The organism is Paenibacillus shunpengii (assembly GCF_042684905.1).
GTDB classification, from domain to species: Bacteria; Bacillota; Bacilli; order Paenibacillales; family Paenibacillaceae; genus Paenibacillus; species Paenibacillus shunpengii.
In genome coordinates, this window is sequence record NZ_JBHUMJ010000002.1 from 602,735 (window position 1) to 617,663 (window position 14,929).

The following is a 14,929-nucleotide window of genomic DNA, read 5'->3' on the forward strand; positions in this document are numbered from 1 at the left end:
AATTATGCCGACTTTTGATCAGGTACTTGTAACGGGAAATCAAACGATTCTTGGTCAGCTTCAGGTTGTCGGAAACTCTACAATTGGAAACTTGGATATCGCCGACAGTATGAGTATATGGGGCGGCGGCATGTTTGTAGATGATAATGCAACAATCCAAGGGAATTTGGGTGCAGGTCTAAATCTGAGCGCAGGCCAAAATGTGGTGGCTGGATCCCGGCTTATGTCCGTAGGAACACCTATGGTTCCTCCGGTAGCAGCTAGTACTGTCTCAACGCGGTTTTATCCTGCAACCTTACCGACGCAGACCGGCCTCATGCTTAAGGGTACGGACGGCCTCAACTATATGATTATTGTGGATACCAGCAGTGGTCTCCCTACACTTGCGATTCATGGCGCATAATTCAGAAGCGCGGTTCTGACCGCCTCTAAATAGGCGAAGCCGTGATCTTTGTCCGGCTCTAGATAGGTTCCCTCCGCCCATTCATTCCACGCATTGACAAACAGAAATGAAGAGTTGTATACCTGAGCTGCCCGCTCTATTTGTCTAGTCAGATAGTAAGCAAATTTCTCCGGACTGGATCCGATGCAGCTCTGCCCGTGGTATCCTCTGCGCGGGGTATTATCCCAATTCACATAAGCACCAGGTATAATTTGCTCTCCGCTTCGATGAGGAGAACGGGACAAGATCATCTCCCAGGCACCATCATAGTCAAATATCAGGTGCTCGTTCTCCTTCTTTTTTATCTTGCTCCACAGGCCCTGCGTATGTGCATGCGCAAAGGTATAATGCGGCTCAAATTCAACACTCGCCTCAAATCCGGCTTGATTCGGAATATCAAACCCGCCCAGCGTCCTTACAAAATAGATGCCTTGAAGTCCATGCTGCACCGCAAGCCTGTTCCAGTATTCGAGCATTTCCTCACACCTTGGAATCAGACCCGGACGATAGATTACGAATAAGGGCTTATTCTCAATACGAATATACCTCTTGTCATTAAATGCTTTAAGCAGCTCAATGAAGTGTTCAGCCCAATCGGCTTCATCTCCATAATCCTGGGGCATGAGGATTTCATCCTCACTGCCATCCCATCTGCGTGTCCACGGCTCATTGGCCCAGGAGAGACAGAAGGGGAAATCAGGAGTATCCGACTGAAGCAAGGCTTCAAGCGGTTTTTCGAGCAGCCGTTTTCCTTTGAACCAATAATGGTAATAGCAGAACCCATAGATGCCATAATATCGGGCCAAGCTCGCCTGCCATTCCCGAACCGACGGGTCCATCAGATTATAGTAATAATCCTTTAGTGGCTCCTTTGGCTGTCGGTGATTTGGATACAGCGGACGTGCTTTTTGTGTATTCGTCCATTCGGTAAAGCCTTCTCCCCACCACAGATCATTCTCAGGGATTTGATGAAATTGAGGTAAATAATAAGCGATCAGCTTCATGCAGGGACACCACCTAATCCTGAGTATGGTTAGCTAGCTAATAGAATAGATTGTTTAACTGCGGGATTAGTTCATAACAGACTGTAGATTAGCTTCATAGCAGACTGTAGAAAGGAATAGTCGTATTTGCTGCTATAGAGAGCTCTTGAAGCAACCATTCTTTTTCGATCCGTGTTCTCGCTGTAGTATTGGAGCTTGGAGCCAAGCTGTTCGGGGTTGCTGAAGATGACAACATCCTCGCCAGGCTTCATCAGCTCGTGAATATCCGGAGAGTTCTCCACTATTTGAAATACCCCGCACGCTGCGATCTCATACAATGGACGAGGTGCAGCATCCCAATGAACGATCATGTTGGCTCCGTTATAGTACGCACTGAGCATCATTTCGCTATCGGGCTGACAAATCTCAATCTGATCCACAGATTCCCAGTTTCGACCTAACGCTCGGATCTTCTTACCCTCACATCGCTGGCGGATGACATGAACATAGAGGAGACGTTCCTCTGAATAATCTCCAACAATGAGGAGATCGGAATGGAAATGGGGCTGTGGCTGATGAGGCTTGTAAACTAACGGATCCGCACTATATGGCATAACGACAATGTGTTTATAACCGTATTTCTCATATACAGGAAGATGCAGCATGTTCTGTGTGATGACAAGGTCCCAGTCATGGTATGCAAAAGCGATATTCTCGCAAGGCTCATAAGGATCATTCAACCAGATGGCTGTTTTTGTATGAATTGATTGTGATAGGAGTTCAGGCGTAATGAATTGTGCAGCTTGATTGCCGATACATAGTAAGAGATCTGGCTTATAAGTCGACAGACTATCTTGAAGATTTTCATTGATCTTGAGAATGATGACTTCTTTGACCAGCATGCGCAGCGAGTCTGCAATCTGGCTTTCCATTGACGGAGTAAACTGTTCTGTCAACGGAATCAGGAGTGCGAGCCGCATGGATTTGGCGTTTCTGGGATCATGGGTCTGGACGTCTGGCACAGGCTGACGCTGATGCGATAACCAACTTCGGTTTGGCTGTAGTGATAAATCCTCTTGAGCAGTTTCCATCCGGGAAGGACGCATGACTATTGGGGCTGCCGGTGTGGCATTGGCTGAGGCTCTGAATTTGGATTTGTGTTGGAGTTTGTCGTGAAGTGTACTCTGAAGTTTGTCTTGAGCGCTCTCCTGGGTTTTATTTTTGAATCTGCCTGGAGACTTACTCTGGGATTTACTTAGTGGCTTACTTAAAGATTTACTCTGTCTCTTATTAGAAGGGATCTGATTACGCCCAGTAGTAGTGCTTCGGATTTCCGATTTTTTTTCTTTTTTTCTCATAGTTGACCCGATCCTTAATCGTCAGATTTATTCTAGTCTATGATGTCAGCCCCGTTTGTTTCAGGACAATTACCTAAGTGTTGATAAAAAGGGCGTTCGAAACAATTTGAAATATACATAGTGGTCAAATCTTATCATTTGTAAGCTGATTACCGAAATAATAGTAGGAGAGAATCCATTTCATCGTTTAAGTGTCTTATGGAATGGCTTCAGACTACAATACAAAGAGCTTTGTATAGCTGCACAGGGGGAGAACAGGTGTTTAAATTAAAGAGTATCAGGCAAAGAATATCGGTTGTCATGGTACCGCTGCTTATCTATGTCGTCGCAATTGGGGTCATTACTTTAACACTGCTCGGAACGATGGAAAAGAACACGACGAGCATTACGAGAAACTGGATGCCGTCCATTAGCAAGATCGACGATCTGATCTTCACGACTGAACATATTCAATCCTTAAGCTACAGTTACTTCTTGGCGTCCGTCTCCGATCAGGAGAGCAAAGCGGCTATTGCCAAGGAACGTACGGATTACATACGACAGCTGACCGCTGTTCGTCAGGCATACGACTCGCTGATTGCAACAGATACAGAAAGGCAATATTATAACGCCTTCTCTGCAGCTTGGGAGGAATACTTCAAGATCAACACTTCAGCGATGAATCAAAGTGATGCGAATGATATTGAGCTGGCTTATGAAGTGCTCATGAAGGGCAAGGCTTCATTCGACAAAATGCAAAGTGAGCTGATGTCTTTATCCGCTTTTATTCAAGAAGAAGCAGATCGGTCGGCCCAAGAGCTTGAGGATAGTGCGAGAACGTCAGAAATTGTACTCTTTATCGGGATTGCCTTTATTGTGGTGATGACGATCATCAGTACTTTTGCGCTGATCAAGACATTGGTTAAGCCGATCAAGCAGATTGAGAACAATGTCAAAGAGATAGCCGCAGGTAATCTGTCTGTGGAGGATATCCAACGTGATATGGAGGATGAGCTGACTACACTTGGACAAGGAATTAACCAAATGAAGTCGAGTCTAGTTCAGATTGTGAATCGAATTAAGAGCTCTTCAGAGATCATTGGTGAGCAGAGCACTCATCTGGCAGCCACATCCGAAGAGGTGAAGATTGGCAGTCAGCAGATTGCCTTATCGATGGAGGAATCAGCCAAAGCGGTGGAAAGTCAGGCAGAAACAGCGCAGTCTTCTGCAAGAACCGTTGAGCGGTTGAATGAGCATATTCAGGACCATGCAGCCAAAGGAGAACAGCTTAGAGGGATGTCGGAGCAGGTACTTGAACAAGGCATACTGGGTAAAGAAACAATGAGTCAGTCTATTGCACAGATGAGACAAATTGCAAGTCGGGTATCCATCTCCATGGAGCAGGTGAATAAGCTGGATCAATCTAACGAGAACATTTACCAGCTGCTGCATGTCATTCGTGATATTGCCAAACAGACGAACCTTCTGTCCTTGAATGCTTCGATTGAGGCCGCGAGAGCGGGTGAACATGGGAAAGGCTTTGCTGTCGTAGCTGAAGAGGTACGCACACTCTCGGATGATGTTTCACAGGCAGTAGGTCAAATCAATGAGCTGACGGAAACGATTCAGCAGGAATCTAAGTCGGTCGTTCAATCGCTGCAAAGCGGTGTAGAAGAGACGAGAAGAGGAACGGCACAGATGGAAGCCGTAAATGAAGCCTTCAACCAGATTACGAGCTCAGTGCATCAGATGGTGGAGGTCATTCAAGAGATTTCTAATGGCCTGTCTGAAATGGAAGATCTCAGTGGACAAATGAACGATTTCAGCCAGCTGATCTCTGCGATATCTCAGCAATCCGCAGCCAGTGTGGAGGAAGTGTCTGCTTCTGCAGAAGAACAGTCGGGTTCCCTTGAAGGTGTGGCAGAGAATATCCAGCAGCTTAAGAAGCTGTCAGAAGAACTGCTCGCTTCGGTATCGGCGCTTCGAGTATAATAGGAGCGTAAGTAACAGTGAATGAGCAGCCCCTGGCTGCTGCATTCACCATTCAGAAGGGAATTGCTGAGATTGCTAATGACACATGCACACAATAAAGAACATCATCCTACAGATTTAATATACATTTATGCCTGTCACGAGAGTGAACAGGCTCTTTGTCATTTGGAGCTGCAGCGGCTTCTGGGCACGAGTGTCCCCCCAGAGCAAGCTTATCTTCGTTCCAGTCGCCTCATTGACCCGTCACGAAGTCCCTTCATGAAGCTGCGTCTTGAGGTCATCGCTGAGAATAAGGAGTATGACGGGCTGCTTGCAGACATCGATTCGCATGCAATTCAGGTGCCGCAGGATCGCACGTTTAAAGTTGTATATATCAAAGAAGGGGTCCACTGTCCGTATGATGAACAACGGAAGCTTGAACGCAGAGCAGGGGAATGCATTACAGGAACGGCTAGAATGAAGGACCCTGACATAACCTATGGATTAATGCAATTGGAGAACACATGGGTATTCGGCATCGTCCGGTATGCGGAGCCCATATGGCTGCAGCATAAGAATAAGCCTTATAATTATTCGACCGGCCTCAGCTCACGCATCGCAAGAGCAATCGTCAATGTGGCAGCTCCTGAAGGGGAGAAGGTCTCAATGATGGATCCTTGCTGCGGTATGGGGAATGTATTAATCGAAGCCCTCTCGATGGGAATTAAGATTAGAGGCAACGATCTGAATCCGCTGGCAATTCGGGGGGCGAGAGTCAATCTCGAGCATTATGGTTATGACGCAAGTCTTGTTACCTTGGGGGACATGAATGAACTGACGGGTCATGCTGACCGTGCTGTTCTTGATCTGCCCTACAATCTGTGTTCCGTATTGTCTATGGAGGAGCAGCTAGGAATGCTGCGGAGTCTGGGGAGACTTGCGGATGAAGCGGTCATCATAAGCACAGAACCATTGGAGGAGCAATTAAACAGGTCAGGATGGAGGATCCAGCATCATATCCAGGTTACGAAGGGGTCATTTACTCGAGATATATGGTTGTGTGAACATCAAGGATAAGCAGTGATCTATTCAAAATTGAAGTAAAAGGCAAATAAGGTCTGATACGAGTCTGCAGTTCACCGCAGAGAGCATCAGACCTTATTTTATTGTTCAGATTGAGCTAATGAATGAAGCACAAGTGATGGACGATTGACCATCCTCAGGCAGGTTAATAGGATCGGCTGTAATCTACCAGGTTACGTGGCAGATCCTCATTTTTGACATAGGCCTTTAGATTCTCAAGGAAGACCTCGAATGCGCGTTCAGAATAATGCGGTGTGCTGCCGGCAAAATGCGGAGTGATCAGAACATTGTCCATTCCCCACAGTGGATGATCGGCTGGCAGCGGCTCTTCCTCGAATACATCGAGTGCTGCAGCGGAGAGCTTCTTCTCTTCTAATGCTTTAACCAGAGCAGATGTCTGAACGGTTGCTCCTCGCCCTACATTGACGAAGCAAGCACCCGTCTTCATTGCGCTAAAAGTCTGTTCGTTGAACAAATGCTTCGTATCCTCTGTAAGAGGGAGGATGTTAATGATGTAGTCGCCTTCAGATAATGCTTCCTCCAGCTGCTCCATCTTCACCATCTTGCTTACATGAGGGGCAGGCTTGCCGGATCTGCGTACACCGACCACGTTCATACCGAAGGCTTCTGCCAGTCTGGCTGTTGCGGTCCCAATCTCCCCTACACCCGTGATGACAATGGTCTTGCCATGAAGCTCGCTCATCGCAGTATCGGTTGAGTCCCAATTCCGACTTGCTTGATTGAGAATGGCTTGCTTCAGCATGCGGGACATAGACAGCAGCATACCGAAGACCATCTCAGAGATCGGTATGGCATGAATTCCACTTGTATTCGTCAGCAGAATATTTCGATCACTCAGCTCGGCCTGAGGCAGATAATCCACTCCGGCAGACCAAGTTTGAACCCATTTTAATTTACTGTCTGGATCAAGCAGCGTATCTGCATGGTTTCGAGCCCAGCCCACCAGGATTTCGGCGTTCTTCAGGATGGAAGGATCCAGCTCCTTGGCTTTACCTATTGTGAGTTTGTAATCAGGGGCTATTTCTTGAACCAGTTGTTGCTGTGACTCTGTAAATGCGTGTAAGCTTACAATACTGCTCATATCGAGATCTCCTCCTGCTACCATAATAGCTCTAGTGTAGCAGTGTTGCACCAAGCGGGCAATTATAACGCAGTTCGATAAACGGTGGGTATATATAATAGAAGAAGTTCATTCGGTGATGCTAAATAGTAAAGCTGTTTCTAGATAAATATAAATTTATGTTTAAATGTTATATATTGGTATTGCTGTGAGTGAGGTGGTAAGTTCTGTATGCTTATATGACATGAACGGTAACATTGAACCTACTATGACATTGGATACATATTATATAGTAAGAAAAAAATTTTAACGATGAAATAGAGAAGCGGATCATGGTTCTTATCTTCTATTTGGTGCGGTAAACTGCTTGTTTCTTTACATAGGATCAGATGGATAAGGAAATGATGAATTAGAGGTAAGGCAGATAATTTAAACCAATTATTTTGGTGTGAAATAGGCTGTAAGTCATATGTTTCTATGGAAAATATACCTAATACACCTCAATTAGAACCTGGTACTAGTACTAGGATATTGTTAATATATTATGGTGAATAATGGTTGTATGTGGAAGGCGTATGACGATAACTTATTGAATTCATTTTGCTAAAAAACATAAAGTGAGGATAAATGCATATGTCAGATCATAAGGTACGACTCTTTACCGCTGTTCGAATACCAGATGAAATAAAAAATAAGCTGCATCAATGGATGGAGCATCACAAGGATCAGCTTCCTTTTCGAAATCGGACTCATCAAGAGGATTATCATATCACTTTGCAATTCTTGGGTGATACGGAACCAGCGGTCATGGACAAGCTGCATGAAGCTTTGCAGGAAGCGGCGAATCACGTGCAGCCTTTTCCGCTTAAGATTGGGGAACCGGGCATTTTTGGTTCCGATCAGGCACCGAGAGTATTATGGAGAGGGCTGGAAGGTGAGCTGGACAGCCTATTTTCACTACAGCAGTCGATCGTACAATCAACGATACCCTTAGGGTTTGTACCTGAGGATCGTCCCTATCGTCCCCATATTACAACGGCACGCAAATTCAATCATGGCTCTTTTAATTTGAATGAGCTTATGAGTGGTGTATGGGATGACACTTGGCTGGTGGAAGAATTTGTGTTATATAAGACAAATATGGGTCAAAAGCCGATGTATGAATTGATAGGAAAATACGAATTATAATGCATAAATTCATAGACTCCTTAATATGGTAATCTATAACCATTTATAGCTTTTACAACCAGAAAAAAGATATAATTTGAGTCAAAAAAAATAAAGCTCAAAAAAATTATATTTTTTTATTTAGTATTTTTTGGGATCAGGTGTTCGGGTGCGAAAAAGCTTGATAGATCAACGGAATTTTTGATGTGGACAAGCACCCGCATGGAGCACTTTTCCCTGTTGTAGAGACTGTAATTGGTGTATTCTCTGTTATTCAAACCTTGCATTTTTGGTTACAGTTAAGTAGAATTGTGCCGATATAACAGGAGGTCATTATGAATACAAATAGAGAGATTCGCTGGGTAGCACCTCTAATGATCGTGCTGCTGGTGTTTATATTGGGGGCCAGCCTTATTGTAAAGGCTGTTGAAGTATATGGGGATAGTGCAACGAAAGAAATGCCGGAGACGGCTCAGAACGCTCATGATGATGCGGCAGATCGTATTCACAGGACAAGCTCTGAAGGGGACGGAGCCACTGCTGTGAAATCTATGACACAAACATCTGCAAGTCATGAAATGATGAATCAAACGGTGACTGCGGTTGGCACACCGCGTATTGCCACGGACTATATTTCGATCAAGGCAGCTGAACATTTGGAAGCAGAAGCTCTCAAAGAACAGCAAGCCAAGAAAGCGAAGAAGCTGGCGGCTCTTGAGAAGCAACAGAAGCTGGAGAAGCAAAAAGCACTTGCTCAATTAACCGCTGAAAAAATGAAGACCACTCCCCCCGAAACTTTATTCTTTACCCGTACGGAATTATTAACTCAGGCAGATAAAGACAAATCAACCTGGGACTACCCCGTGACGGATAAGGAACTGCTTATGCTGCAAAAAATTGTGATGGCAGAAGCAGAAGGCGAACCGTACGAAGGCAAAGTAGCTGTAGCTAACGTTGTCTTAAACCGGCTGCGGTCAGCCAATTATCCCGATACCATTAAGGATGTTATATACCAGAAATATCAGTTCAGTCCTGTTGCGAACGGCCGTATGGACCGTGTGACGCCTAACGAGGACGCTATTCAAGCTGTAAACGAAGCCATGCACGGACGCAAGGAAGTACCGGATGATACGCTCTTCTTCTTATCTATTACCCTGGCTGACGACCTTACCGTACACCATTCTCAAGAAAAGGTGAAAACAATTGGTCACCATACCTTTTATAAATAGGCTGAATCAATTCATAATACCTTCTTCATGATTTATGAAATGGATTCGACAAGTGATATAATGGATGTGATATGTCCGTTATTACACGGGGTATAACCTATGCATAGGAGGTAATAATCAATGAAAATTACGTACTATGGTCATTCTTGTTTGTTAGTTGAAGCTGAAGGCAAACGGGTTATAATCGATCCCTTTCTATCCGGGAATCCGAAGGCAACGATTGCCCCGGAAGAGGTCAAAGTGGATGCGGTGCTGTTGACTCATGCACATGCCGATCATTTTGGTGATACCCTTGCTATTGCCAGAGCAAATGACTGCCCGGTCGTAGCCGTATACGAGCTGGCTGATTATTGTAAGAATCAAGGCGTGAAGGCGCATCATATGAATACAGGAGGCAGCCATCAGTTTGACGGCTTCAAAGTGAAGTTTACACTGGCCTTTCACAGCTCGTCCCTTGATATCGACGGCAAGCCCGTTTATTTGGGACAGCCTGCAGGTATTTTGCTGAGTATGGGCGGCAAGACTCTATATCATGCTGGAGACACGGCTTTATTTGGCGACATGCGTATCATCGGAGAACTGAACCATATTGATATTGCTGCGCTTCCGATCGGCGATGGTTTGACGATGGGACCAGAGGATGCAGCGATTGCAGCCACCTGGATTCGCACGAAGCAAGTCATTCCAATTCACTACAATACCTTCCCTGCGCTTGAGCAGGATCCGAATCAATTCCGCCAGCTTCTGAGCCAGAAGAGCCAGGAAGAGATTGAGACCGTAACACTGGAGCCGGGAGCGAGCACAACACTGTAACTTGTAATACAGATTATGAACAGATCTGAAGATATAATAAGAGCTGCATTTGCCTAATTCGCCGACCGTGGACGAATGGGCATGCAGCTCTTTTTTGGATATGGTTATAGAATGGGATGACGTATTAGCGGGAAGCATATTGCATAACCGGAGTACGGCGGGTCGAGCTCTGCATCAGCAGCTCATGCACGGTTCTTGTGCAGGCCTCTGGCTCATACTCATTCAGCCGGGCGTCAGCACCGCTTGCTGCAATGCCGTTAGCATACAGATGGTGTAATCTTGAGAATTGCTGATGAAGTACATACGAGTTCTGAAGAACAGTACCATATCCGGATTTAACAAAATAATCACAGTTCTCTTCCTCCTGGCCGGGCAGCGGGGGAGCAAACAGCATAGGAAGACCTTTGGCCAGACCTTCAGTACAAGTCATGCCGCCCGGCTTCGTCACGAGAAGGTCTGAAGCATCCATTAATTTGCTAACCTTGCGTGTGTAGCCTATGATATGAATATCAGGATGCTGGAACATGGTGGATTCTCTTAATCGCTCGGCCAGCTTCTCATTGTTGCCGACGCAGAAGACGAGCTGAATCTTGCCCTTCCAGGAAGCGATGTTTTCCATGAGCTGATCCTGAAGCGGCAGCCCCCAGCCTCCCCCCATGATCATGACCGTAGGAATATTCCTCAGACCAAGCTCCTCTCGGACCGCATCCTTCGGCTGCTTGTTCCAGAAGTCAGGATGAACCGGTATGCCGGTAATCCGAATTCGCTGCGAATCTACGTTTCTCTCAAGCAGCATTCTCTCAACCTTGGGAGAAGAAACGAGGTACTGATTGACCTCCGGACTAATCCAGGTACCATGAGCATCGTAGTCCGTTATTAAGGTGTACAATGGGATGTCTAGTCCAAGACGCTTCAATCTGGAAATCACCGCATTCGGAAAAGGATGCGTGCAAATAATAACATCCGGGTTCAGCTGAGTCAGCACCTTCTTGGCGTGGTTATAGAATAGCCGGTGAAGCGCGAGTCTTCTAAATCCGGTCAAGCTTCGGTTATAATTGGTTCGATAGATCAGCCCAATCAGCTTGGGGCTCATCGTGATCGTTCTGCGATAGGCACCCAGAATGAAGGGGGCTACCGTAGGATTTAAAATTTTGCCAAGCTCAATGACACGTGCATTCACATGTGGATACAAAATTTTGAGCCCCTTCTCAATGGCATGTGCTGCTTGTGTATGTCCGGTACCGAAACCTTCTGACAGCAAGAGCACTCTCTTCTTCTTCATAAATTCACCTATTTCATAAAATGAGATTTGGCTGTTCGGTATGTATAAAGATCTCTAAATCATATGACGAAACTGCAATAATAAAACCCTGCAATACATTAAACGAATTTGGCATGTAAGAAGTCTCAATTAATGTGATTTTTCTTGCTAAAAAGAAATAAAAGTGTTAAAGTTGTTTTTGACCGAATGACTAAAAATGATTTTTGGTCATTAATGAATAGATCACAGAGGGAGGAGACATGTTGGCACAGGTAGATCGCCGCAAGCTTATAGTTCAGGCCGCAGCCCAGTCCTTTGCTCTATTTGGATATAAAGCGACGACGATGGATCAGGTAGCGAAGATCGCAAATGTGGGGAAAGGCACGATCTATACTTTTTTTACGAATAAAGAAGAGCTGTTCGATGAGATTCTGCATGACGTCATTCTGGAGATGAAGGAGCTTGCAGAACGGGAGCTTGATTCGGAACAGACCTTTGTCACGAATTTGTATCGCATTCTTGATGCCCTGCTTGAGTTCAGGAAGCAGCATGAGCTGCTCATCAAGCTGTCTCAAGAAGTCAGAGAATTCGGTACAGCGCAGGCGAAGGCAGGCCATGAGAAGGTAGAAGCTGTTATAACGGGCTATCTGGAGAAGCAGCTGACGACCGCAATGGATAAAGGTGAAATCAAGCCGTGTGATCCGAAGGTTGTCGCATTTATTATGTTCAAGCTGTATATTGCGCTCACCTCCGACTGGAATCGGATCAATGAACCGCTAAGCAAGGAAGAGATTAAGCAATATCTGCAGCTGTTTCTTGTAAACGGTCTGTCGCAGGAAGTGATGGGATAGCGTTAGCAGTCAGGGCCGGTATTCACGCAGCAGGAAGTGGAAGCCGGCTTATTCATATTCAGCTTATTAAAGACCAAACATCTCTCGTGCAGAAATGTTTATTTTTTTCGATTGAAATGACCGAATGGGGATTCTGGTCAAATCGTATAATGGAGAAGGAGTAAGGAGAAATGAAATCATTATCTGTTTTTTCTAAAGATTTACTCAGGGCAGTCAAGAATCCCAAAATACTGATTCCCATCATTGCGGTAATTTGTATTCCGATTCTGTATACAGGGATCTATTTGACAGCCTTCTGGGATCCGTACAACCATCTGGAACGGCTGCCCATTGCGGTGGTTAATGAGGATAAGGGAGCTGAATTTGAAGGCGAGAGTCTTACGATCGGTGAGGATCTGATAGAGGAGCTGAAGGAGGACCCCGAGTTTGACTGGCAGTTCGTCAATAATGAGGAAGCTCAGGAGGGCATAGATAACAATAAGTTTTACATGAAGATTACCATTCCTGAGGATTTCTCGGCCCGGGCGACAACACTGCTTGATGACAAGCCAAGTCCGGCCGAACTGATCTATGAACCGAACGGAAGCTATAACTTTGTCGGGGCTCAGATTGGAAATACGGCGATCAAGGAGATCAGCAAGCAGGTATCCTCTGCTGTAACCGAATCCTATACAGAAACATTACTGGATAAGTTCTCTGAAGCATCCGATGGATTTGGCGAAGCAGGGGATGGAGCAAAGGATATTAACGAAGGAGCTGTTAAGCTCGATGACGGTGCTGTGACCCTTCAGGATAATCTGAAGAAGCTGACGGAGGGAACCTTGGAGCTGCAGCAAGGAATGGATCCTCTGGCAGACGGGGTGAAGACATTAAATGACGGAGCAGGACAGCTTCACACGGGAGCTAATGAGCTGTCGACCGGTTTGAACCAGCTTGTCACGGCAGAAGGTCAGCTAGAAGCAGGAACCGGCAGATTACAGAGCGGCGCTGTGGAACTGAAGGATGGTATTGCTTCATCACGAGATGGCGCAGCAGCGCTGAGCGAAGGTCTTGCTTCTGCGGAGCAGGGAGCCAGCGCACTAAACGAAGGTTTGCAAGGCGCGAAGCAGGGAAGTGCGCAGCTGAGCAGCGGACTCTCTGCTGCAGAGGAAGCAAGCGGCCAGCTCGCAGCCGGGGCAGAGACACTTGCGGCAGGACTTCAGCAATTGGCCGAGTCGAACCCGGAGCTTGCCGCAAGTCCAGAAGTGCAGAAGCTCCTTACTGCAAGCCAGTCATTGGCCGAAGGAGCGGGACAGCTTCATGCGGCAGATCAGCAGCTGCTCAGCGGAGCCCAGGCCTTGGACCAAGGGAATGAGAAGCTTGCGGCGGGCGCGCAGCAGCTTCTCTCGGGGCACAAGGAGCTTGCCGCAGGAGCGTCTGCCTTGGCAGCCGGTCAGGAGCAGCTGCATGCGGGTGCAGATACGCTGGCACAAGGTCAAGGAGAGCTGAATTCCAACCTGGCGTTGTTTGGTGAGAAGCTGTCTGAAGCAGCCAGCGGCGGAGAAACTCTGAGTGCGGGAGCATCAGAGCTGTATACCGGAACCGGCACGCTGCTTAGCAGCATTGGTGAATTGACAGGAGGCGTGACGACGCTGGCAGATGGCTCGGCTCAGCTGACAGATGGCGCCGGTAAGCTTCACAACGGGCTGAGTGAAATTAAGGATGGCTCAAGCGAGCTGTCAACCAAATTGAAGGATGCAGCATCAGATACCTCTGAGCTGCAACAGACGGATGAAGTGGTCAGCATGTTTGCTGAGCCTGTCCAAACGATCGAGGATGAGACCCGAAGTGTAGCCAATTACGGCACAGGCCTCACTCCGTATTTTATGTCCATCGGCTTGTTTGTCGGGGCACTGATTACGACCATTATTATGAACTTGCGAGAAACAAGCGTACCGGATGCGGGGCCGTGGAGCCGGTTTGTAAGCCGCTTCCTTGCCTTTGGGGGAATGAGTGTGCTGCAGTCGGTGATTCTGGCAACCTTCATGCTGTACGGCTTGAAGCTTGAAGTCGCGAGTGTACCGTTGTTCTACGTATTTTCGATTATTGTTGGCTTTACTTCCATGATGATTGTTCAGGCACTGGTTACCTGGCTTGATCTGGTCGGCCGCTATCTTGTCATCGTACTTCTAGTATTCCAGCTGGCAACAAGCGGCGGAACGTTCCCGCTCGAGCTGCTGCCTGAATGGATGAAGCCGATCAGCTCCCTGCTGCCGATGTATCATAGCGTGATCGGGTACAAAGCTGTCATTATGAGCGGCAACTTCAATCTCATGTGGGATAAGGCGGCTACGCTCGGAATATATGCCGGCATCTCTCTGCTGCTGACACTGTTCTATTTCTTGTGGAGCGGACGCAGAAGAAAACAGAGCTCCGCTGCAGAGGATGCGCAGCATACCAGCGGAGATGCGGTGACGATCTAGCTCTAACTATAAGCATGATTCACAAGCGAAGCTGTGTCCTAATTAACATAGGATGCAGCTTTGTTTTTTTTGTTATTGAAGTGATACTGACATTGCCATCATTACATAGGAATCTAGGAATGATAGAAGCAGACGAAAAATGGCAGGGCTTACAAAGAAGGATTGTACAAATTTTTAGATAATTGCTCCATTCAAATGTGACAGGCGAGAGCAAATAATAAAGAACAATAAAAAACATGAGGGGCCTAA

12 protein-coding genes are annotated in these 14,929 nt (G+C 46.5%); 8 read left to right on the forward strand and 4 right to left on the reverse strand.

The genetic code is table 11. The annotated features are described in order from the left end of the window. Positions 1 to 4: 4 nt before the first annotated feature. Entirely contained in the window at positions 5 to 403 is a 399-nt protein-coding gene (locus ACFSVM_RS02630; protein ID WP_379260251.1) for a hypothetical protein, read from the forward strand. Here ACFSVM_RS02630 and ACFSVM_RS02635 read toward each other — a convergent pair. Further along, the gene (locus ACFSVM_RS02635; protein WP_379260253.1) at positions 391 to 1,446 is read right to left on the reverse strand and encodes a glycosyltransferase WbsX family protein; all 1,056 of its coding nucleotides are present in this window, start codon (positions 1,444 to 1,446) and stop codon (positions 391 to 393) included. The two genes, ACFSVM_RS02630 and ACFSVM_RS02635, sit on opposite strands and share 13 nt — an antisense overlap. A gap of 71 nt (positions 1,447 to 1,517) precedes the next feature. Beyond that, positions 1,518 to 2,783 carry a glycosyltransferase family protein gene (locus ACFSVM_RS02640; RefSeq protein ID WP_379260255.1) on the reverse strand — a complete coding sequence of 422 codons (1,266 nt, stop codon included), beginning with the start codon at positions 2,781 to 2,783 and terminating at the stop codon, positions 1,518 to 1,520. 258 nt (positions 2,784 to 3,041) lie between these two features. On the opposite strand from ACFSVM_RS02640, the gene ACFSVM_RS02645 reads away from it, so the two are divergent. Then, the gene (locus ACFSVM_RS02645) at positions 3,042 to 4,754 is read left to right on the forward strand and encodes a methyl-accepting chemotaxis protein (protein ID WP_379260257.1); all 1,713 of its coding nucleotides are present in this window, start codon (positions 3,042 to 3,044) and stop codon (positions 4,752 to 4,754) included. Positions 4,755 to 4,775: 21 nt separating this feature from the next. Then, entirely contained in the window at positions 4,776 to 5,810 is a 1,035-nt protein-coding gene (locus tag ACFSVM_RS02650; protein ID WP_256702740.1) for a TRM11 family SAM-dependent methyltransferase, read from the forward strand. Between the two features lie 151 nt (positions 5,811 to 5,961). Here ACFSVM_RS02650 and ACFSVM_RS02655 read toward each other — a convergent pair whose 3' ends face one another. Beyond that, positions 5,962 to 6,918 (reverse strand): D-2-hydroxyacid dehydrogenase, encoded by a 957-nt coding sequence (locus tag ACFSVM_RS02655; RefSeq protein WP_076312044.1) that lies wholly within the window; start codon positions 6,916 to 6,918, stop codon positions 5,962 to 5,964. Positions 6,919 to 7,530: 612 nt separating this feature from the next. Between ACFSVM_RS02655 and thpR the strand changes: the two genes are divergently transcribed. The 3 genes from thpR to ACFSVM_RS02670 all read left to right on the forward strand — a co-directional run bounded on the left by thpR (position 7,531) and on the right by ACFSVM_RS02670 (position 10,106). Further along, positions 7,531 to 8,085, forward strand: a complete 555-nt coding sequence (thpR, locus tag ACFSVM_RS02660) for an RNA 2',3'-cyclic phosphodiesterase (protein WP_379260260.1) — start codon at positions 7,531 to 7,533, stop codon at positions 8,083 to 8,085. Positions 8,086 to 8,399: 314 nt separating this feature from the next. Continuing rightward, positions 8,400 to 9,293 carry a cell wall hydrolase gene (locus ACFSVM_RS02665; RefSeq protein WP_076312042.1) on the forward strand — a complete coding sequence of 298 codons (894 nt, stop codon included), beginning with the start codon at positions 8,400 to 8,402 and terminating at the stop codon, positions 9,291 to 9,293. Between the two features lie 120 nt (positions 9,294 to 9,413). Beyond that, a complete protein-coding gene (locus tag ACFSVM_RS02670) occupies positions 9,414 to 10,106 on the forward strand; it encodes a metal-dependent hydrolase (protein WP_076312041.1) in 693 nt (230 codons plus the stop codon). Between the two features lie 124 nt (positions 10,107 to 10,230). On the opposite strand, the gene ACFSVM_RS02675 is transcribed toward ACFSVM_RS02670, so the two are convergent. Beyond that, positions 10,231 to 11,388 (reverse strand): MGDG synthase family glycosyltransferase, encoded by a 1,158-nt coding sequence (locus ACFSVM_RS02675; RefSeq protein ID WP_076312040.1) that lies wholly within the window; start codon positions 11,386 to 11,388, stop codon positions 10,231 to 10,233. A gap of 239 nt (positions 11,389 to 11,627) precedes the next feature. Between ACFSVM_RS02675 and ACFSVM_RS02680 the strand changes: the two genes are divergently transcribed. Together ACFSVM_RS02680 and ACFSVM_RS02685 are read left to right on the forward strand one after the other, a co-directional pair. Next, positions 11,628 to 12,218 carry a TetR/AcrR family transcriptional regulator gene (locus ACFSVM_RS02680; RefSeq protein ID WP_076312039.1) on the forward strand — a complete coding sequence of 197 codons (591 nt, stop codon included), beginning with the start codon at positions 11,628 to 11,630 and terminating at the stop codon, positions 12,216 to 12,218. A 170-nt stretch (positions 12,219 to 12,388) separates the two neighbouring features. After that, the gene (locus ACFSVM_RS02685) at positions 12,389 to 14,680 is read left to right on the forward strand and encodes a YhgE/Pip family protein (protein ID WP_379260264.1); all 2,292 of its coding nucleotides are present in this window, start codon (positions 12,389 to 12,391) and stop codon (positions 14,678 to 14,680) included. The last annotated feature ends 249 nt before the right edge of the window (positions 14,681 to 14,929 follow it).